Source organism: Bacillus sp. PK5-006 (assembly GCF_054161415.1).
Window position 1 is genome coordinate 382,844 of the sequence record NZ_CP096414.1, and the last position, 20,810, is coordinate 403,653.

Here is a 20,810-nt window from a genome sequence, read left to right on the forward strand (position 1 = left end):
AAAACCGTTGCCTCAACGGTTTTTCTGCTATTGTTTGCAAATCACTAGGCAGAGGTTAAAATATAACTGTAAATAAAGAATGAATGTAAGACATAACAGATCAACTCACCCTTAGGAGGAATTGCCCGATGAAAGTAGCCATTGCATCCGATCACGGCGGAACGAATATTCGTGAAGAAATCAAACAATTGATGGATGAATTGAAGATTGAATACATTGATATGGGTTGTGAATGCGGATCAGGTTCTGTAGACTACCCAGATTATGCTTTCCCTGTAGCCAATATGGTGGCAAACGGAGAAGTCGACCGCGGCATTTTAATTTGTGGGACAGGCATCGGCATGAGCATCTCAGCAAATAAAGTAAAAGGAATCCGTTGTGCATTGGCTCATGATACATTTAGTGCGAAAGCAACGAGAGAACATAATGATACGAACGTTCTTGCAATGGGAGAGCGAGTGATTGGACCAGGGTTAGCACGTGAGATTGCGCACATTTGGCTGACGACAGAGTTTACAGCAGGACGCCATGCTGTGCGGATTGGCAAAATTGCTGATTACGAAGAAAAGCACCTATAAGGAGCGCTTAACATGAACATTGGTCAAGATTGGCTTGAAATGTTAAAAGAGTTTCATCAAACAGTTGAATTGCGTGCCGGGCAAATCTTAGTCATTGGCTGCAGTACGTCAGAAGTGGCTGGTGAGCATATTGGTACTGCAGGAAGTGAGCAAATTGCTGCCTCTATCTATCAAGAATTGGATCAGTTAAGACGAGAGACCGGCATCGAGCTCGCCTTTCAATGCTGTGAACATCTAAATCGTGCCCTTGTTGTTGAAGAAGAAGTGGCTTTCCGTTTTAACCTGGAGATCGTAGCTGCAGTACCTGTCCGTAAAGCGGGTGGTTCGATGGCGGCTCATGCGTATCAGCAAATGGAACATCCTGTATTGGTCGAATGCATTGAGGCACATGCTGGAATTGATATCGGCGATACGTTAATTGGGATGCACTTAAAGAGAGTCGCAGTACCTGTCCGCCTCAGTCGTCATCGATTAGGACATGCACATGTGACTTTTGCGAAAACGCGTCCGAAGCTGATTGGCGGAGAACGAGCCGTTTATACAAGATCATAGCTTCGAAATATTTCTAATATAATGTTGAATGATGAAGACGCTTTACCACTTGAATATTCGGGTTTTCATAAAAAAGAAGTCGATTTTCCAAAAAAAACTTTTACATTTTACTCAAAAACCGTGTACAATGAGATGGTGAAAACATCGAATGGAAATAGATTGGAGAGGATTTCGCTGATGAAACATTTACCTGAGCAAGACGCACAAGTATTCAAAGCAATTCAACTAGAGCGGAAACGCCAGCAGGACAAAATCGAATTAATTGCATCAGAAAACTTCGTAAGCGAAGCAGTCATGGAAGCACAGGGCTCTGTATTAACAAACAAATACGCTGAGGGCTATCCTGGTAAACGCTACTATGGCGGCTGTGAACATGTAGACGTTGTGGAAGATATCGCACGTGACCGCGCAAAAGAAATTTTTGGCGCTGAGTATGTGAACGTACAGCCTCACTCAGGTGCTCAAGCGAACATGGCCGTATACTTTACAATTCTTGAGCATGGCGATACAGTACTTGGCATGAACTTATCACATGGCGGGCATTTAACACATGGAAGCCCTGTAAACTTTAGTGGTGTACAGTACAACTTTGTAGAATATGGTGTAGATAAAGAAACTCAGCATATCGACTATCAAGATGTACTTGAAAAAGCACGTGAACATAAGCCGAAACTCATCGTTGCGGGTGCAAGTGCATACCCACGCCAAATTGATTTCAAAAAGTTCCGTGAGATTGCTGATGAAGTCGGTGCTTACTTTATGGTCGACATGGCTCACATTGCTGGTCTTGTTGCAGCAGGTCTTCATCCAAATCCAGTTCCTTACGCAGATTTTGTGACAACAACAACTCACAAAACATTACGCGGACCTCGCGGCGGAATGATCCTATGCCGTGAAGAGTTTGGTAAAAAGATCGACAAATCGATCTTCCCTGGTATTCAAGGTGGACCACTAATGCATGTCATCTCTGCAAAAGCTGTTTCTTTCGGTGAAGTATTGAACGGAGATTTCAAAACATATGCACAAAACGTCATTAATAATGCAAAACAACTAGCTGAAACACTTTTATCTGAAGATATTCAGCTTGTATCTGGCGGAACAGATAACCATCTTGTTCTCATCGACTTGCGTTCTCTTGGCATCACAGGGAAAATTGCAGAAAACGTTCTTGATGAAATCGGTATTACAGTGAACAAAAATGCAATTCCTTATGATCCAGAGAAACCATTTGTCACAAGCGGTGTACGTGTAGGTACAGCAGCAGTAACAAGCCGCGGGTTTGATCAAGAAGCGATGAAAGAAGTCGGTTCCATTATTGCACTTGCGCTAAAACATCATGAAGATGAAGCGAAATTAGAAGAGGCGAAAAAGCGTGTGTCTGATCTTACGGCCCGTTTCCCTCTATATAACGAATTAGATTATTAAAAAACAGACCCATTTGCCTATTTTTGGCATGTGGGTTTTTTTTGTAGGATTTGCGAATCATATTGAAAGATGATGTCTTTTTATGTAGAATTGTAGGAAGTGTGCAAAGTTCACCGGAAGATGACAGAAAAGGAGTTGTAGCAAGCAATGGCAAAGGTTTATGTATTTGATCACCCGCTTATTCAGCACAAACTTACATATATTCGTGACGTTCATACAGGAACTAAAGAATTTAGAGAGCTAGTGGATGAAGTCGCAACATTAATGGCATTTGAAATCACAAGAGACTTACCGCTTGAAGAGGTAGATGTAGAAACACCTGTACAAGTAGCGAAATCAAACGTGATCTCAGGGAAGAAACTCGGGGTTGTGCCAATTTTAAGAGCAGGTCTTGGAATGGTAGACGGGATTTTGAAACTCATTCCAGCTGCTAAAGTGGGACATGTCGGTTTATACCGCGATCCGAAAACATTAAAGCCTGTTGAATATTATGTGAAGCTTCCATCAGATGTGGAAGAACGTGAATTTATCGTAGTAGACCCAATGCTTGCAACTGGCGGTTCAGCAGTCGAAGCGTTAAACAGCTTGAAAAAACGCGGTGCGAAAAACATTCGCTTTATGTGTCTGATTGCTGCCCCTGAAGGTGTAGAAGAAATGCAAAAGCATCATCCAGATGTTGATATCTACATTGCAGCATTAGATGAGAAACTAAACGAAAAAGGTTACATCATCCCAGGTCTTGGTGATGCTGGTGACCGTATGTACGGAACGAAATAAGAAAGTCTTAATAAAAGCCCACATGCAAACGTGCATGTGGGCTTTTTGAAATATATGACAAACGGTTGATACCGTTCTTAGAAAAATCAATGTATACTGAACATTGGCTGTTTTTTTCAATGAATGTCACATCTCTCCTAAAGTTTGATGAAATTGTGAACATTTTGTGTGCTCTATCACTATAGAAAAGTTTTTTAACTTTCAACCGATTGACACATCATAGACGCTATTGTATGCTAAACGAGGGTATTATGGTAAGGTTTTCATAGCCTATAGCACTCTACTAATCCTCATTGTGAACCCTTTAATAATCAGGGTTTGTATCAACGAATGAAGCAGCATCCCATAGATCTAAAGATTTCAAGTCTGATTGTGCAATTAGACCGATGGGTGATTGATTTTTTTCGAATAGGACGGCTTATCATCAGCGTCTTCTACGCAGTTTTCATCACCATTTATCACCTTTTTTACAATACTTTTCATCGGGAGTCAGATGAATGAACGATCCAAACGCGATTTTCCGCAGACAGAGTAAATACATGTTCTATCTATTGGCAATTTTTGTGTTTGGCTATGCCATGCCTGGTTTTAAACCACTGTTTCTTGGTTTCATTATCGGCACAATTTTTGCTTTCTTTAATTTATTCCTACTTATACGGAGAATGCACGCTTTTGATCGAGCGGTTAAAAAAGGAAAATCCATTCGTTCAATGGGAAGTACAGCCAGGTGGGCCAACGCGATTCTCGCAGTAGCGATTGCTTGGCGTTACCCTAATGAAGTTCATCTGGCAGGTGTTGTTATAGGATTAATGACAATATATCCTGTCATTATGATAGATTCCTTCATTCAACTTAAACGTTCTACTATGGAAGAGAGGTGAATACTCTTTGGGTCACAGTTCAAAAACTACAGAATTTTTAGGGTTAACGTTCAACTTATCCAATGTTCTCATGATTACGATTGCTAGTATCATCGTTCTTCTCATAGCGGTGCTGACTACTCGTGTTCTGTCTATTCGTCCGACTAAGGCGCAGAACTTCATGGAATGGATCGTTGATTTTGTTCGAAATATCATAGGTAGTTCGATGGACATGAAAACAGGAGCCCCATTTCTAGCGCTTGGCGTTACATTACTCATGTACATATTTGTTTCAAACATGCTTGGACTGCCGTTCTCGATTACGGTCGATCACAACTTGTGGTGGAAATCACCAACTGCTGATCCTGCAATCACAATGACACTAGCAATTATGGTCATGGGACTTACACACTTCTACGGTGTCAAGGCAAAAGGAGTCAAGGAATATACGAAAGACTACTTTAGACCAATTCCACTTTTAGTACCATTGAAACTTATTGAAGAATTTGCAAACACGCTAACACTTGGTTTGCGTCTTTACGGAAATATTTTCGCTGGAGAGATTCTTCTTGGGTTACTTGCAGGACTTGCGACCAATTTCTACACGCAAAATATTGCGCTTGGTATCGTTGGTACATTAGGTGCCATCGTGCCGATGATTGTATGGCAGGCATTCAGTTTGTTTGTCGGAACAATCCAGGCATTTATCTTCACCATGCTGACAATGGTGTACATTTCCCATAAAGTCAGCGACGAACACTAAAAAATTGAGAGTCCAAAAAGGACGTTATTTTAAAGGAGGAGCTTTTTAATGAATTTAATAGCAGCAGCAATTGCAATCGGTTTAGGAGCACTAGGAGCAGGTATTGGTAACGGTCTAATCGTATCTAAAACAGTTGAAGGAATCGCTCGTCAGCCAGAAGCTGGTAGAGAACTAAGAACACTTATGTTCATCGGGGTCGCTTTAGTTGAGGCACTTCCAATTATCGCTGTCGTTATCGCATTCTTGGCATTCTTTGGTTAATATGTGAGAAGCGTTCTAATATGAATTTTAATGGCGAAGATCAGATTAGTTCGAAACTTCGCCATTCCTTTATGTTTTGTTTCTTAACATATTATTTAAAGAAGGGAGTTGCCGTACTAAATGTCTCAGTTACCAGTGGTTTTAGGAGCAGGGGGCTTAAGTTTCAACGCCGGTGATATGTTATTCCAGCTTATCGCTATGCTCATCTTGCTTGCACTTTTAAAGAAATTTGCGCTTAAACCTTTATTAGGTATTATGAAGCAGCGTGAAGATTATATAGGAAATGAAATTTCAAGTGCTGAACAAAAGCACGTTCAAGCTGAAAAGCTTCTTGAAGAACAACGTGTCTTATTGAAAGAAGCACGCGAAGAATCACATACACTCATCGAAAATGCGAAAAAGATTGGTGAGAAACAAAAAGAAGAGATCATTCAAGCAGCACGTCAAGAATCAGAGCGCTTGAAAGAGTCTGCTAGAACTGAAATCGTGAAAGAAAAAGAACAAGCTGTGGCTGCACTGCGTGAGCAGGTTGCATCACTATCTGTGCTGATTGCATCTAAAGTGATTGAAAAAGAACTTGATGAGCAGGCACAAGAGAAATTGATTCAAGAGTACCTTAAAGAGGCAGGCGAAAGCCGATGAGCGTAACTATTGTCTCTAAGCGTTACGCTTCTGCTCTTTTTGACATCGTTCTTGCTTCTTCGGCAGTAGACGAAACTGAAAAAGAGCTGAATGAGATCAAAAAAGTTCTAAAGGCTGATCAAGAGCTAAATGACTTCCTTGTTCATCCAAAGATTACGGCAGACAAAAAGAAACAGTTGATTGCCGAAGCTTTCAAAGGTGTTTCTACTTATGTATTGCACACAATGTATTTACTGATTGACCGCGGACGCACGAATATTTTCTCTGAAATGACGTCTGAGTTTGTGAAACTTGCAAACCGCACGAAACAAATAGACGATGCGGTCGTGTATTCAGTGAAACCGCTGAGCGGTGCTGAAATTCAATCTTTATCTGAAGTATTTGCCAAAAAAGCCGGAGTCACATCACTGCGTGTTGAAAATGTGATTGACAAGGATCTAATAGGCGGAGTGAAAATCCGTATCGGAAACCGCATTTATGACGGCAGTGTCAGCGGAAAGCTTTCCCGCATTGAACGTCAGCTTGCAGGCGAAAATCGTTAGAAGGGGTGAAACCTTAGTGAGTATCAAAGCTGAAGAGATTAGCGCGCTGATAAAGCAGCAAATCCAAAACTATCAATCAGAAATTGAAGTAAAAGATGTCGGTACAGTCATTCAAGTAGGGGACGGTATCGCGCGTGTACATGGCCTTGACAACATTATGGCAGGAGAGCTGGTTGAGTTCTCTAACGGTGTAATGGGTATGGCTCAAAACCTTGAGGAGTCTAACGTAGGTATCGTTATTTTAGGACCTTACAAAGATATCCGCGAAGGTGACGACGTAAAACGTACAGGTCGTATCATGGAGGTTCCAGTAGGTGAAGAGTTAATCGGACGTATTGTGAACCCGCTTGGTCAGCCTGTTGATGGACTAGGTCCAATTTTAACAAGCAAAACACGTCCAATCGAAAGTGAAGCACCTGGCGTTATGGATCGTAAATCTGTACATGAGCCGCTTCAAACAGGAATTAAAGCAATTGATGCCTTGATTCCAATCGGCCGCGGACAGCGTGAATTGATCATTGGTGACCGTCAAACAGGTAAAACATCTGTTGCAATCGATACGATTCTAAACCAAAAAGATCAAGACATGATCTGTATTTATGTAGCTATCGGACAAAAAGAATCTACGGTTCGTGGTGTTGTTGAAACACTTCGTAAGCATGGTGCGCTTGACTACACAATCGTTGTCACAGCTTCTGCATCACAGCCAGCTCCACTTCTTTACCTTGCTCCTTATGCAGGTGTAACGATGGGTGAGGAATTCATGTATAACGGCAAGCACGTACTTGTTGTCTATGATGACCTTTCTAAACAAGCGGCAGCTTACCGTGAGCTTTCATTATTGCTTCGTCGTCCTCCAGGTCGTGAGGCATTCCCTGGTGATGTTTTCTATCTTCACTCTCGTTTATTAGAACGTGCAGCGAAGCTTAGTGATGAAAAGGGTGGCGGTTCTATCACAGCATTGCCTTTCGTAGAAACGCAAGCTGGCGATATCTCTGCATATATCCCTACAAACGTTATTTCCATCACAGATGGACAGATTTTCTTACAATCTGACCTCTTCTTCTCAGGCGTACGTCCAGCGGTAAACGCAGGATTGTCTGTATCCCGTGTAGGTGGTTCTGCACAAATCAAAGCGATGAAAAAGGTAGCAGGTACACTTCGTCTGGATCTTGCTTCTTATCGTGAGCTTGAAGCATTCGCTCAGTTTGGATCTGATCTAGATCAAGCCACTCAAGCGAAATTAAACCGTGGTGCAAGAACAGTTGAAGTCTTAAAACAAGACTTGAACAAACCGCTTAAAGTTGAAAAACAAGTAGCGATTCTTTACGCACTAACAAGAGGATACTTAGACGATGTAGCCATTGCTGATGTTAAACGTTTTGAAGCTGAGTTATTCTTGTACATTGAAGAAAACCATAAAGGCTTGTTTGACACAATCTCTCAAACAGGAAATATGCCTGCTGATGAAGAGTGGAAGACAGCAATCGAAGGCTTTAAACGTACGTTTGCACCAAGCAACTAATTAGTAATCTTTCCGAGAGAAAAAGATTCTCTTTTTCTCTCTTTTCACGTAAATGAACACGGATTCCTGAAAAAAGGTGGTGAAATCTTTGGCCTCATTACGCGATATAAAGTCAAGGATCACGTCAACGAAAAAATCGAGTCAGATCACAAAAGCGATGCAAATGGTATCAGCTGCGAAACTGAATCGTGCTGAAAACAATGCGAAGTCTTTTGTTCCTTACATGGAGAAAATCCAGGAAGTGGTTGCTGCAATCGCAACTGGAACAAGTGCTAAGCACCCAATGCTTCTTTCAAGACCTGTCAAAAAAACAGGGTATCTCGTTATTACATCTGATCGAGGGCTTGCAGGACCTTTTAACAGCTCGATTTTGCGTGCCGCTTACCAAACCATTCAATCTCGTCATCAATCCGCTGATGAATATGCGGTGATTGTCATTGGTAAAATCGGACGCGACTTCTTCAAAAAGCGTGGTATTCCAGTTATTTCTGAAGTAACAGGGCTTGGAGACGAGGTAGCGTTTGCTGATATTAAAGAATTAGCAAGCAGCACAGTTCAAATGTTCTCTGATGAAGCGTTTGACGAACTTTACATGTTCTACAACCACTTTGTCAGTGCGATTTCACAAGAAGTAACAGAAAAGAAATTATTGCCGCTAACGGACCTTTCGGCCGCAGCGACACCAAATAAACGTTCCGCATCTTATGAGTTTGAGCCTTCTGAAGAAGAAATTCTTGAAGTTCTCCTTCCTCAATATGCAGAGAGTTTGATTTTCGGTGCGCTTCTTGACAGCAAAGCAAGTGAACATGCTGCAAGAATGACAGCAATGAAGAGTGCAACAGACAACGCAAAAGAATTGATCGACAGCCTGACACTCTCTTACAACCGTGCTCGTCAAGCAGCGATTACACAAGAGATTACAGAAATTGTCGGCGGAGCAGCTGCCTTAGAATAGAAATAATTGTCAGGAGGGAATGCAATGAAAACAGGACGCATCAGTCAGATCATGGGACCAGTCGTAGACGTTCGTTTTGAAGACGGTCACTTGCCTGAGATTTATAATGCGATCAAAGTTTCGCATAAAGCGGAAAGCGAAAGTGAAGTTGATATCGACTTAACTTTAGAAGTAGCACTACATTTAGGTGACGATACAGTGAGAACCATCGCAATGGCATCAACAGACGGTGTGAAGCGCGGTATGGAAGCTGTAGACCTTGGAAAACCAATTTCAGTACCAGTTGGTAACGTAACACTTGGACGTGTATTCAACGTACTGGGAGATAACATTGACTTAGATGAGCCACTTGGTGTGGAAGCTCAAAGAGATCCAATCCACAGACAAGCGCCTTCTTTTGATCAACTTTCTACAGAAGTTGAAATTCTTGAAACAGGTATCAAAGTTGTTGACCTGCTTGCTCCTTACATCAAAGGTGGAAAGATCGGTCTATTCGGTGGAGCTGGTGTAGGTAAAACCGTTCTGATTCAAGAATTGATCAACAACATCGCACAAGAACACGGCGGTATTTCTGTATTCGCTGGTGTTGGAGAGCGTACACGTGAAGGAAACGACCTTTACTACGAAATGAAAGATTCTGGCGTTATCGAAAAAACAGCCATGGTCTTCGGTCAAATGAACGAGCCGCCAGGTGCACGTATGCGTGTTGCCCTAACTGGTTTGACAATGGCAGAGCATTTCCGTGATGAACAAGGTCAAGACGTATTGTTCTTCATCGATAATATCTATCGCTTTACACAAGCAGGTTCTGAAGTATCAGCCCTTCTTGGACGTATGCCTTCAGCGGTAGGTTATCAGCCGACACTTGCAACAGAAATGGGTCAGCTGCAAGAACGTATCACGTCTACAAACGTAGGATCGGTTACATCGATTCAAGCGATCTATGTACCTGCGGATGACTATACAGATCCAGCTCCTGCAACGACGTTCGCTCACCTTGATGCAACGACAAACCTTGAGCGTAAGCTGACTGAAATGGGTATTTACCCAGCGGTTGATCCTCTTGCTTCAACATCTCGTGCACTTGCACCTGAGATCGTTGGCGAAGAGCATTATGCGATTGCGCGTGAAGTGCAGCAAACATTACAGCGTTATAAAGAGCTGCAAGATATTATTGCCATTTTAGGTATGGATGAATTATCTGAGGACGATAAGCTTGTGGTACACAGAGCGCGTCGTGTTCAATTCTTCCTATCTCAAAACTTCCACGTAGCAGAGCAGTTCACTGGCCAAAAGGGTTCTTATGTGCCATTGAAAGAAACTGTTAAAGGCTTCAAGGAAATCTTATCTGGTAAATACGATCACCTTCCAGAAGATGCATTCCGCTTAGTTGGACGCATTGAAGAAGTGGTTGAAAAAGCCAAAGAGATGGGTGTAGAGGCCTAATCTGGTCCTTAGGAGGGTAAAAGCATGAAGACCGTTCAAGTCAATATCGTTACTCCCGACGGCCCAGTGTATCAAGCGGATGTGGAAATGGTCAGTGTAAGAGCAGAAAGCGGTGAGCTTGGTATTTTAGCTGGCCACGTTCCAATGGTTGCTCCGCTAAAAATCGGTGCAGTTCGCTTAAAACATAGTGGATCAACTGAATTGGTTGCAGTAAGTGGCGGATTTGTTGAAGTCCGCCCTGAACAAGTAACAATTCTGGCTCAGGCCGCTGAAACATCAGACAAAGTTGATGTCGATCGTGCTAAATCAGCGAAACAGCGTGCTGAAGAGCATTTGAACCACCCGAATGAAAGTGATGTACGCCGGGCGGAACTCGCATTAAAACGGGCGTTAAACCGTTTAAATGTAGCAGGGAAATAAAACAGAAAATCCTTCTTATCACAGTGATAAGAAGGATTTTTTTTAGGATGACATGAGAGATTGATACATCGACACATAAGGATGAGATGCTTGCTTTTCTAGATATAAGTGCTCGCAAAATTGCGTACTACAATGCCATGTTTTATTGTTTCTGCGTAAGCCAAGCGTATATTTGTGCGGAGAATCCATATAAGGCCGCACCACCCAGTCAGCATCTGAATGATGACGGATGACAACCTCTCCTATATACACACTCATCATCGCTTCTAATGCATCTATTGGCATTTTCCACTCAGCGAACAGCTGCTTGGTCAATGCATCAAAGTATAGTGATTCTAACTGATACAGGCTTTCCTCAGAGTAATCCAAAGAAATGTTATGAAAATGACACAATTGTGCTAATTCTTCTAGCTGTGTCTGTCTATAATCAAAGTAGAAAGCAATGGCCTCCCATTCATGATCAAATGAGGGAACCAATTCTCCGTACAAATCAACAAAGTCAGGAAAAGAATCTTTCAATGTGTTCAGCTCCTTCCACACGCAGTATATCATCTCCTTGGCATCAGGATAAGAGGGGATTTACACTAAATGTAGCTCTTTTTTCCAAATGATTCATCTTTCCGATTTTCGAGGATATAATGAAAGGGAGTTTTCCTTTACAGAAATAAATAAAAGGAGGATTCAACTGTATGGAAGACGTAGGACAACAAGCAATCGTGGGCATTGTGATCCACCTATTTTTTATCGCGGTTACATGGTGGGCACTGCTTGCTGTAAATATTGATCCACTCATTAAAAAAGGGAAAATCGTTCAAGCAAGGCTGCTGATGATGCTCATTACCATTGCTATCGCATCTGCGGTCAGCAATTTCTTCCTTGATTACTTAAATTTCTCGAGACAAATTCCTTACATGTTCTAACATAAAAGGTTTGGTCACGGCCTTCTGCGGGAACGTAAAAAGAAGGGTCAAAAGGCTCGCCTTTTGTTGACTTTTCCACGTATGCATTGCCCTCCTTGCGGCAACACTTGTAGCAAGGGGGAATGACAAGTGAGAAAGTATTTGAAAGGTTGGCCATTATTTGCGTTTATTCTTTTTTTTGTTCTGATGATTCAAGGTGTTCGTGCGGAAGAATCTTCCCCGCTCGCTCAAATAGCAGAAGGTCTAAAAAACCAGCAAATCGAAGTCGATGGGTGGACCCTTCATGCCAAAACAAATGTAGATATTTCATCCGAACAATTTTCAAAAAAAGTGAAACGTTTGAAAGACGAACTACGACAGTATGAGTGGACCGAAAAAAAAGAACAACATGTCACCAAAGTCACAGGAATTTACAAAGATGAAAAAAATGATACAGAATCGAAAATTTTACTCGTGAAGACCGACACAAAATCAAATCAAAAGTCGTATTTATTATATGAGCAAAAAGGTGCTCGCCCACTGAATACCTGGGAGCATACATATGATCAGTTCGTACGTCATGCAAAAAGCATATTACAAGAGAAAATTGTAATTTTTACTTGTCTCGATGGTCATGTAAATGGTATGATGGATGTTGTTTTGCAAAAAAAAGCTGAAACGTTAGCAAATGAATTTCAAGCAAAACCAGTTGAGTATCTCGTTGAGTCTAATTTTGTGTCGCTTTCCGCTTACACAGATAAGTGGGAACAGTTCATTATGACTTCAAATGATAAAATGAATGTTCAAATTGCCATCAGAAGTTCGGAAATGAACGAAAATCATACGATTACGGTTGGCACACCAATCGTAACGACTGAATATTAATATAGAGAATTTGGGACGCGGAGGGGAAGACCTTGGAAAAAATCATCGTCCGCGGCGGTCAAAAGTTAAACGGCACAGTTAAAGTAGAAGGCGCAAAAAATGCCGTTTTACCAGTTATCGCTGCATCTTTGTTAGCAAGTACAGAAAAAAGCGTAATTTGTGATGTACCTACGCTCTCCGATGTATATACAATCAATGAAGTGTTACGTCATTTAGGAGCAGAAGTACATTTTGAAAATAACGAAGTATCAGTTGATGCATCTCATGCACTAGAAACTGAGGCTCCGTTTGAGTATGTCCGTAAAATGCGAGCATCCGTGCTTGTCATGGGACCACTTTTAGCAAGAACAGGTCATGCAAGAGTTGCATTACCTGGAGGCTGTGCGATTGGTTCAAGACCAATTGATCAGCATTTAAAAGGCTTTGAAGCAATGGGTGCTAAAATTCAAGTAGGTAATGGTTTCATCGAGGCTGAAGTAAAAGGCCGTTTAAAAGGTGCAAAAATCTATTTGGATTTCCCAAGTGTAGGGGCAACTGAAAACATCATCATGGCAGCAGCATTAGCTGAAGGAACGACGATTTTAGAAAACGTAGCAAAAGAACCTGAAATTGTTGATTTAGCAAACTACATCAATGCCATGGGCGGTAAGGTTCGCGGTGCTGGTACTGGTACAATCAAAATCGAAGGTGTGGAAACACTTCACGGTGCAAAACACAACATCATCCCTGACAGAATTGAAGCAGGTACTTTCATGGTGGCAGCAGCCATTACAGAAGGAAATGTTCTTGTAAAAGGCGCAGTGCCAGAGCACATGACATCACTTGTTGCAAAAATGGAAGAAATGGGTATTCAGATCATTGAAGAAGAAGAAGGTTTAAGAGTCATTGGACCATCTGAGCTCAAGCCAATCGATCTAAAAACAATGCCGCATCCTGGGTTCCCAACGGATATGCAATCTCAGATGATGGCGCTATTGCTTCGTGCGAACGGAACAAGCATGATCACAGAAACGGTGTTTGAAAACCGCTTTATGCATGCTGAAGAATTCCGCCGCATGAATGGCGATATTAAAATTGAGGGTCGCTCTGTCATTATCAATGGGCCGGTTCAACTTCAAGGTGCTGAAGTGGCAGCGACTGATTTAAGAGCAGGAGCAGCACTTGTACTTGCTGGATTAGTGGCAGAAGGTCATACACGTGTCACTGAGTTGAAGCATATTGACCGTGGTTATGTGAACTTCCACCAAAAGCTTGCAGCAATCGGTGCAGATATTGAAAGAGTAAACGATGAATCGGCAGATGTGACACAAGAACAAGTTGTATCAGATCTGAACGCGTAATCATGAAAGAAATCAGTGTGTCCATTGGGGCATGCTGATTTTTTTTTAGAATCATAGAATGCTTCATTTCACGAAGCTTATCATTAGTGTATCCAACCATCTTAAATTTTATTCATACAGACGAACAGTAAAATCCATTCTAAGAACAGGCCCATACCTTTCATAAAAGACTTGTCCACTAAATGAAAGAAGCTGTCATATTAGCTTGTCCCTGCCCATAGGATAAAAGAGATTCAATGACAAATGGGGGCAGCCAAATATGAAACCAATGATATGGACAATCGCAGGAATATGCATCATTATTTTAATGATTCCAACATTACTTGTGTTGCCGACGTTCCAAGGGAAACCGGCGGCAAGCCAGCACGTAGCAGCAGAACCATCAGTTAAAAAAGAAGTGAAGGGTTCAGTCAAATTGAAGCAATCACCCGTCGCTATCCCCGTCTATCGCTCAGCTCATCAGCAGGTAGAAAACATCCCCTTAGAAGAGTATGTGATCGGTGTCGTAGCATCTGAAATGCCAGCTGAATTTGAAATGGAAGCACTCAAGGCACAGGCGCTCGCAGCAAGAACGTATATCGTCAGACAAATGATCAGTGATAAGACTGTCAAATCACCTAAGGGCTCTCTTGTAGATGATACCCAAATGTTCCAAGTTTACAAAAACAAACAGGAACTCAAGAAAATTTGGGGGAAAGCGTACAATTGGAAATTAAAAAAGGTCACGGAAGCTGTCGCCAGCACACAAGGAAAAGTGCTGACTTATGACGAGAAACCAATTGATGCTTCATTCTTTTCAACAAGTAACGGAAAAACGGAAAATGCCGAAGCCTATTGGAAAAACGAAATCCCTTATTTGAAAAGTGTCTCAAGTAAATGGGACGAAAAATCGCCAAAATTTCAAAATAAGAAAACCATCTCGGTCAGTGAATTTCAGCAAAAATTAGGTGTGACGCTCACTCAGCAGGCTCAGGTCGGACAGATTGTAGAACGGACACCAGGAAACCAAGTAGCGAAAGCCGTGATCAACGGTAAAACACTGTCAGGCCGAGACATTCGGGAATCACTAGGCCTTCATTCAGCGGACTTCACATGGGAACGCAAGGGCCAGCAGATTGTCATTACAACAAAAGGATATGGTCATGGTGTAGGCATGAGTCAATATGGTGCGCATTATATGGCGCAGGCAGGCAAAAAAGTAGATGCCATCGTGAAACATTATTATAAAGGAATTCAAATCGAATCAGCCGATCGTTTTCTCAACACGTATATGGCTAAAAAATAAATCAAAGGTGTCTCAGAAATGAGGCATTTTTTTGTGTGTTCAAAGAGGTTTGAACAGAATGTGACAAATTGCGACTTAAGACGCACCGTAGGAAAACTTAAACATTTACGTCCCGATAAGAACTGATGGCCGATACAAAGTCCCTCGAAAGACAGAGAAAACGAGAGGATAATGGGTGTGTTAGGTGAAAATATCTAGACATCTGACAGAATTTTAGTGATTTTGATGAAAGAGAAAAAGGGACCGAGTCCTATACCATTCCAAGACAGAATAATTTACGATTAAGGTGTTTCAATTAAATACATAAGGAGGAAGGAAAATTATGTTGAAAAAAGTATTCTCACTCGTAACCTTAGCTGTATTGACATTATCTATGTCAATCTCTTCACCAGTATTTGCAGAAGCATCTACAGTCAAAAAACATAATAAAGATGTAAGAGTCACAATCTTACTTGATGCAAGCGGAAGTATGGCAAGAAAAGTAGAGGGAGAGCGCAAATTTGATCTCGCTAAACAAGAGGTATTTAAATTTGCTCAGTCACTTCCAAAAGACGCTAAAATTCGTATGAGCTTGTTTGGTTCTGAAGGAAACAACAAAAATTCAGGTAAAGCTCAATCATGTGAAGTCATTAGAGGCGTTTACGGCGTACAGCCTTATGAAAAAGACAGCTTTGAGAACTCTTTAAACGGACTTGGGCCGACTGGCTGGACACCGATTGCACGTGCACTTGAAAATGCAAAGCAAGCGGATGAGCAGCTTACTGAAGGAACAAAGCATATTGTGTACTTAATCACTGATGGTGAAGAAACTTGTGGCGGAGATCCAGTAAAAGTAGCAAAAGAATTGCATAACTCAAAAGGATCAACTGTTGTAAATGTGATCGGGTTAGACTTTAACGATGGCTATGAAGGTCAATTGAAGCAAGTAGCCAAAGCTGGTAAAGGCCATTACTACCAAGCAAGCACAGGTAAAGAAATGGGATCTATCTTTTCAGCAGAATCATTAAAACTACACGAATAACTTGCTGAACAAAAGGGAAACGATTGATTCATGCTTTCGTTTCTCTTTTTCTGTACAAAAGTAAAAAAGGGAGGTCTTTATTGATGAAAAGAAATATCGTATTAACCATTTTGGCTAGTCTTGTCCTGCTTCTTTCTTCACCAGCTCATGCTGTAACAAAACAGGAGCCGCCTGCTCATGTGGTGATATTACTCGATTTAAGCGGCAGCATGGCACAGTCAGTTGAAGGTGAAAAGAAAATTGAAATCGCCAAACGGTCTATTCAAAGCTTTGCGAGCATTTTATCAGAAGATACACAAGTTCTGCTTCGTGTGTTTGGTCATGAAGGAACCAATAAAAATGCAGGGAAAGCCGTTTCTTGTTCAAGCTCTGAAGCCGTTTACGGATTTGGATCATATGAGCCATCAACATTTCAACAAGCACTGAATGTGTATAAGCCAACTGGCTGGACACCACTTGCAAAAGCATTAACGGATACGAAACAAGATTTTGAAGATCACCAAGCTGAAGGGAAAAATATTGTCTATGTTGTCAGTGATGGTGAAGAAACTTGTGGTGGAAGCCCTTCACAAGCAGCAAAGGAATTACATGAAGACGGAATAGATACAATCGTCAATATCATTGGCTTCGATGTGAATGAAAAGGAAGCAAAAAGTCTTAAATCTGTTGCAAAAGCGGGTGGAGGACAATATCAACCGGCTGCAAATGCCGAAGAATTGAACCATATTCTTCAACAGGAAGCGAGCGCTTTTGGTCGGTAGAGAGTGAATGGCAGCTGGGGAAAACAACCCCAGCTGTTTTTAAGTTGACGATTAATTCAAAGTCGTTTCTAATTCATCAATTCGTTTCTCTACATAATGCTGATCCTTTCTTGCATGGAAGGTTTCGGCTTTTTCTAATATGGCAGCCGTATTATACTCGGGAATCTGTGAGTAGCTCTCATACACACCTTTAGGAATTAAAACGTTCCCTTCCGGCCAATAAACTGCGATATTGCCGCGTCTCAATTCTCCGAATTGAGCCACTCCTTGATAGGATCCATATTGATTAAAGAGAACAACTGGATCACCTTCTTGGATGTAAAGCTCTTTTGCATCTTCTTCATTCATTAGGATAGAATGACGTTTTCCACCATTAAAGGCATCCTTTTCACTGTAGATCATGGAGTTGAATTGCTTTCCTCTTCTTGTCGTGATATTGAAATGTCCTTCAGTTTTTCGATATTGAGGCAGCTGGGCAGGAAGAAGATGTCCCTTGCCGTCTGGTGTTGGACACACGCCATCTTCACAAAGCCATGCGCCTCCCCATTGAAAAACGTCTCCCTTGTGACGTAAATGCTGGATGCCATCATAATTTCGGTTGGCGACCGCAATCTCACGACGAATGTCTTCAGCTGTTTCAAAATGTATCAGCTCGGCATCTTCTGGCCGGACTCTTTTCGCAAGATCAACATAAATCTCCCATTCCGCTCTGGCTTCCTCAATACGAGGTCCTTCAATTTCTGGACTGAAATATACCATGCGTTCCGTACTGGTTGATGTGCCGCCGCCTGGTTGTTCATACCTTGTCATAGCAGGCAGCACAATCACCGCCTCTTCAGCGTCTACCAGCGTAGAGGTATTCAAAATGATATCTTGGTGAACACGGAGTTCAAGTTCAGATAATGCTTTTTCGATCGCTTCCGGATTTGGCATCGTTTCTAAAAAGTTTCCGCCACTCGTAAACAGCATTTTGAGTTTTTGTGGATGGTCTTTTGGGAGAGCCATCTTCTCAAAGGATTGCCCAATGGTGTCACCATGCCATTTAGGAATGTCAAACCCCCATATACGTTCGATTCTTTCAATATTCTCTTCATCAAAATCACTACCCGGCAAAACGAATGGATCAGCACCCATTTCACCAGAACCTTGGACGCCGCTATGCCCCCGAATTGGCATGACACCACAATGTTTTCTGCCGATAAATCCGCGCAGCATGGCAAGGTTGGCAACCTGTGATATATTATCAGTTGCAAAGCGGTGCTGAGTAAGGCCCATACTCCAAATGAAAACGCCTGAATTAGCATTGGCAAGCAGTGACGCAAATTCCTTCATTCTTTCTTTTGATAAACCTGATGATGCTTCTAGGTCCTCCCACTTCAATTGTGTGACATGCTGCTTTAAATCCTGTATGCCTGTTGTATGTTTTTGAATAAATTCGTGATCAAGAGCCGAATGGGGAGCATGCTGCTCCATGTCAAACCAATGCTTGATGACGCCGTTCATAAACGCAATATCTCCGCCTATATTGACTTGGTAAAAATCATCTGCAATTTTTGTACCGAATAAAGCACTCTCTGGAATAGAAGGAACCCAATACTTTTCCATAGCAGGCTCTTTATACGGATTGATGACGATAATTTTTGTTCCCTTCTTTTTAGCAGCGTACATATATTTAGTGGAAACAGGCTGATTGTTTGCTGCAACAGATCCCCAAAAAATTAATACATCCGTTCCAATCCAATCACTGTAATTACAGCTGGAAGCACCGATGCCAAGGGACCGTTTAAGAGCAGTTTTACTTGGTGAATGGCAAATGCGAGAAGCATTATCAATATGATTCGTCCCTATAAATCGAGCAGCCTTTGCAGCCGTATAATAAACTTCATTTGTAATTCCTCTGGCGGTTAAATAGAAAGCAAGCTGCCGTTTATCAATTGATTGGATTTTAGCTGCGATTTGATCTAGTGCATCATCCCAAGAAATACGTGTAAAGGCATTGTCACCTTTTTTTCGGATCAATGGATAAGGAATCCGCCCAAGCTTGCGAAGAGAGGTGCTGTCCATTTGCTTTAGCTGCTGAATATCTTCAAACCATTTTGGATCAATAGCTGGCATTGTGTTAAGACGAAGCACATTTAGTCTTGTGGTGCATATATGAGGTCCTGCGAGCGTTTGATCATACAGTCCTGAGACGCCAAGGGCACAGCCGTCACAAACACCCTGCGTTAAAATACGGTACGCGTAGGGAAGGTTATCTTTGTTCTCCCATGCCACTTTCATCGTATCTCGAATGTGTTTCGGTTTCACTTTGCCAAGCCCCATTGGTACAAAAGAGGCCCATAGCTTTGGTGAGGGTTTTTTATTGAGTTTAACAGGCCCCTTATGTTTTGTTTTCCCCATGAGATCATCACCCTCCTATTACTTTGTAAAGCGTTTTCATATCTAAAAATTACCTTTAGATTGTGATTCTGTCAAATTCAAATTAAGATCGGGCTGAGACAGAGGAAGCAGCAGATAGGTTTCTTTCTCTTAGCTGCTGAATATCCTTTCGAATGAGAAGTGATATGATAAAAGCAATGAAAAATAAGCCAGAGAACACCATAAGGCTTTGTGTGTAATTACCTGTTATATCTCGGATGAAGGATGAAAATAGTGGTCCTGCTAATCCCGCAGCGGCCCAAGCAGTCAAAATATAACCGTGAATGGCACCAAGCTGCTTTGTACCAAACAAATCCCCAATATAGGCTGGAATTGAAGCAAATCCTCCTCCATAGCACGTATAAATGATCGCCATAACGATTGAAAAGATGAGCGGTTCTTTTAAATAGGGGAGTAAAGGAAAAGCAATGAGCTGGATACTGAAAAAAATCGTATACGTATTCGGTCTTCCTATATAATCTGAAAACGATGCCCAGCCAATGCGTCCTAAACCATTAAAAGCACCTAAAATGCCCACAAGAGTAGCTGCAGCACCTGCAGTGAACCCAACACTTTCTTGGGCAAGAGGTGACGCTACTGAAATAATAGCGATTCCGCATGTGATATTAATAAAAAGCATAAGCCACAAATAATAAAAACGTCTTGTTTTGATCGCTTCATTTGCTGTAAGCTGTGATAAATCTTGAGGGATTTTTCTTTTCTTTGTTTTGAATACGTCAAATTGTTTGACGTCATCAGGCGTTGGTGGTGATAAATAAAGAGATGAGATCACCATGATAATAAAATAGGAGATTCCAAGAATATAAAAAGTATTTGCGATATTCACTTTTTCAATGAGATATTGAATAATTGGGCTGCAAATAAGAGAAGCAAACCCAAACCCCATAATGGCTAAGCCGGTTGCAAGACCTCTTCGATCCGGAAACCATTTGACTAGAGTTGATACAGGTGCAATGTAGCCTACCCCTAAACCAATTCCAGCGAGTACACCATAAAATAAATAGAGGAGAGGCAGTGAGGACATGTGGACAGCGAATCCTGAACCAGTCATTCCGATGCCGAAGAAAATAGCTGAGAAGAGCCCCGATGCCCTTGGACCATACCTTTCAACGAAATGTCCCATAAAAGCAGCAGATAAACCTAAAAATAAAATAGCAATACTGAATGTGAGACTTATTTCTGTTAATGACCACTGAAAGGCTTCATGTAAAGGATTCGTAAAAACACTCCAAGCATAAACAGACCCAATAGATAAATGAATTCCTACAGCACTTGCTGCGATGAGCCAGCGATTTTTCGATTTGTTCATTTTGTTCCCCCCATATAAAGCAATCAAGAAGTTTGATAAGATAGAAATATGTTACATTTTTATGACTTTTTAAAATAATATCACAATTTGATTGGATCATATAACTAAATTTGCATTGAAAGGAA

At 41.6% G+C, this 20,810-nt stretch carries 22 protein-coding genes; 19 read left to right on the forward strand and 3 right to left on the reverse strand.

Annotation, left to right across the window (positions count from 1 at the left end):
* Window positions 1-128: 128 nt before the first annotated feature.
* The 13 genes from rpiB (at window position 129) to M1D84_RS01975 (ending at window position 10,746) form a co-directional block, all read left to right on the forward strand.
* Window positions 129-578, forward strand: coding sequence for a ribose 5-phosphate isomerase B (gene rpiB / locus M1D84_RS01915; RefSeq protein ID WP_003214714.1), 450 nt, complete (start codon window positions 129-131; stop codon window positions 576-578).
* A gap of 12 nt (window positions 579-590) precedes the next feature.
* On the forward strand, window positions 591-1,130 hold the full coding sequence (locus tag M1D84_RS01920; protein ID WP_024423733.1) for a TIGR01440 family protein: 540 nt from the start codon (window positions 591-593) through the stop codon (window positions 1,128-1,130).
* 177 nt (window positions 1,131-1,307) lie between these two features.
* Complete coding sequence (glyA, locus tag M1D84_RS01925; RefSeq protein WP_024423732.1) at window positions 1,308-2,555, forward strand: serine hydroxymethyltransferase; 1,248 nt, start codon at window positions 1,308-1,310, stop codon at window positions 2,553-2,555.
* A 147-nt stretch (window positions 2,556-2,702) separates the two neighbouring features.
* Window positions 2,703-3,332 carry a uracil phosphoribosyltransferase gene (gene upp, locus M1D84_RS01930; protein WP_003214553.1) on the forward strand — a complete coding sequence of 210 codons (630 nt, stop codon included), beginning with the start codon at window positions 2,703-2,705 and terminating at the stop codon, window positions 3,330-3,332.
* A 497-nt stretch (window positions 3,333-3,829) separates the two neighbouring features.
* Entirely contained in the window at window positions 3,830-4,213 is a 384-nt protein-coding gene (locus M1D84_RS01935; protein ID WP_024423731.1) for an ATP synthase subunit I, read from the forward strand.
* A 70-nt stretch (window positions 4,214-4,283) separates the two neighbouring features.
* Entirely contained in the window at window positions 4,284-4,955 is a 672-nt protein-coding gene (gene atpB / locus M1D84_RS01940) for a F0F1 ATP synthase subunit A (RefSeq protein WP_395960802.1), read from the forward strand.
* A 48-nt stretch (window positions 4,956-5,003) separates the two neighbouring features.
* Window positions 5,004-5,216 (forward strand): F0F1 ATP synthase subunit C, encoded by a 213-nt coding sequence (gene atpE / locus M1D84_RS01945; RefSeq protein WP_003214968.1) that lies wholly within the window; start codon window positions 5,004-5,006, stop codon window positions 5,214-5,216.
* Window positions 5,217-5,336: 120 nt separating this feature from the next.
* Window positions 5,337-5,858, forward strand: a complete 522-nt coding sequence (gene atpF / locus M1D84_RS01950; RefSeq protein WP_008354935.1) for a F0F1 ATP synthase subunit B — start codon at window positions 5,337-5,339, stop codon at window positions 5,856-5,858.
* Window positions 5,855-6,400, forward strand: a complete 546-nt coding sequence (locus M1D84_RS01955) for a F0F1 ATP synthase subunit delta (protein WP_024426340.1) — start codon at window positions 5,855-5,857, stop codon at window positions 6,398-6,400. The genes atpF and M1D84_RS01955 overlap by 4 nt, the downstream gene beginning before the upstream one ends.
* A gap of 16 nt (window positions 6,401-6,416) precedes the next feature.
* Window positions 6,417-7,925 (forward strand): F0F1 ATP synthase subunit alpha, encoded by a 1,509-nt coding sequence (gene atpA / locus M1D84_RS01960; RefSeq protein ID WP_024423728.1) that lies wholly within the window; start codon window positions 6,417-6,419, stop codon window positions 7,923-7,925.
* An 88-nt stretch (window positions 7,926-8,013) separates the two neighbouring features.
* On the forward strand, window positions 8,014-8,880 hold the full coding sequence (locus M1D84_RS01965; RefSeq protein ID WP_024423727.1) for a F0F1 ATP synthase subunit gamma: 867 nt from the start codon (window positions 8,014-8,016) through the stop codon (window positions 8,878-8,880).
* Between the two features lie 24 nt (window positions 8,881-8,904).
* Window positions 8,905-10,326, forward strand: coding sequence for a F0F1 ATP synthase subunit beta (atpD, locus tag M1D84_RS01970; RefSeq protein ID WP_008354929.1), 1,422 nt, complete (start codon window positions 8,905-8,907; stop codon window positions 10,324-10,326).
* 24 nt (window positions 10,327-10,350) lie between these two features.
* A complete protein-coding gene (locus M1D84_RS01975) occupies window positions 10,351-10,746 on the forward strand; it encodes a F0F1 ATP synthase subunit epsilon (RefSeq protein ID WP_003214592.1) in 396 nt (131 codons plus the stop codon).
* A gap of 42 nt (window positions 10,747-10,788) precedes the next feature.
* Here the strand turns inward: M1D84_RS01975 and M1D84_RS01980 are convergent, their stop codons facing one another.
* Window positions 10,789-11,265 (reverse strand): hypothetical protein, encoded by a 477-nt coding sequence (locus M1D84_RS01980; RefSeq protein ID WP_024426339.1) that lies wholly within the window; start codon window positions 11,263-11,265, stop codon window positions 10,789-10,791.
* A 170-nt stretch (window positions 11,266-11,435) separates the two neighbouring features.
* Here M1D84_RS01980 and M1D84_RS01985 point away from each other — a divergent pair, with 170 nt between their 5' ends.
* The 6 genes from M1D84_RS01985 to M1D84_RS02010 all read left to right on the forward strand — a co-directional run bounded on the left by M1D84_RS01985 (window position 11,436) and on the right by M1D84_RS02010 (window position 16,937).
* A complete protein-coding gene (locus M1D84_RS01985; protein ID WP_024423724.1) occupies window positions 11,436-11,666 on the forward strand; it encodes a DUF1146 family protein in 231 nt (76 codons plus the stop codon).
* A 129-nt stretch (window positions 11,667-11,795) separates the two neighbouring features.
* A complete protein-coding gene (locus M1D84_RS01990; protein WP_073978872.1) occupies window positions 11,796-12,530 on the forward strand; it encodes a YwmB family TATA-box binding protein in 735 nt (244 codons plus the stop codon).
* A 32-nt stretch (window positions 12,531-12,562) separates the two neighbouring features.
* On the forward strand, window positions 12,563-13,870 hold the full coding sequence (gene murA / locus M1D84_RS01995; protein ID WP_024423722.1) for a UDP-N-acetylglucosamine 1-carboxyvinyltransferase: 1,308 nt from the start codon (window positions 12,563-12,565) through the stop codon (window positions 13,868-13,870).
* 259 nt (window positions 13,871-14,129) lie between these two features.
* Window positions 14,130-15,155, forward strand: coding sequence for a stage II sporulation protein D (gene spoIID / locus M1D84_RS02000; RefSeq protein ID WP_044330886.1), 1,026 nt, complete (start codon window positions 14,130-14,132; stop codon window positions 15,153-15,155).
* A 322-nt stretch (window positions 15,156-15,477) separates the two neighbouring features.
* Window positions 15,478-16,176, forward strand: a complete 699-nt coding sequence (locus M1D84_RS02005) for a VWA domain-containing protein (RefSeq protein ID WP_034622539.1) — start codon at window positions 15,478-15,480, stop codon at window positions 16,174-16,176.
* 83 nt (window positions 16,177-16,259) lie between these two features.
* Complete coding sequence (locus M1D84_RS02010) at window positions 16,260-16,937, forward strand: VWA domain-containing protein (RefSeq protein ID WP_024423719.1); 678 nt, start codon at window positions 16,260-16,262, stop codon at window positions 16,935-16,937.
* Window positions 16,938-16,988: 51 nt separating this feature from the next.
* Here M1D84_RS02010 and M1D84_RS02015 read toward each other — a convergent pair whose 3' ends face one another.
* Complete coding sequence (locus M1D84_RS02015) at window positions 16,989-19,337, reverse strand: FdhF/YdeP family oxidoreductase (protein ID WP_122631638.1); 2,349 nt, start codon at window positions 19,335-19,337, stop codon at window positions 16,989-16,991.
* An 82-nt stretch (window positions 19,338-19,419) separates the two neighbouring features.
* Window positions 19,420-20,685: an L-lactate MFS transporter gene (locus M1D84_RS02020; RefSeq protein ID WP_024426335.1), complete on the reverse strand. Its 1,266-nt coding sequence runs from the start codon at window positions 20,683-20,685 to the stop codon at window positions 19,420-19,422.
* Window positions 20,686-20,810: the final 125 nt, after the last annotated feature.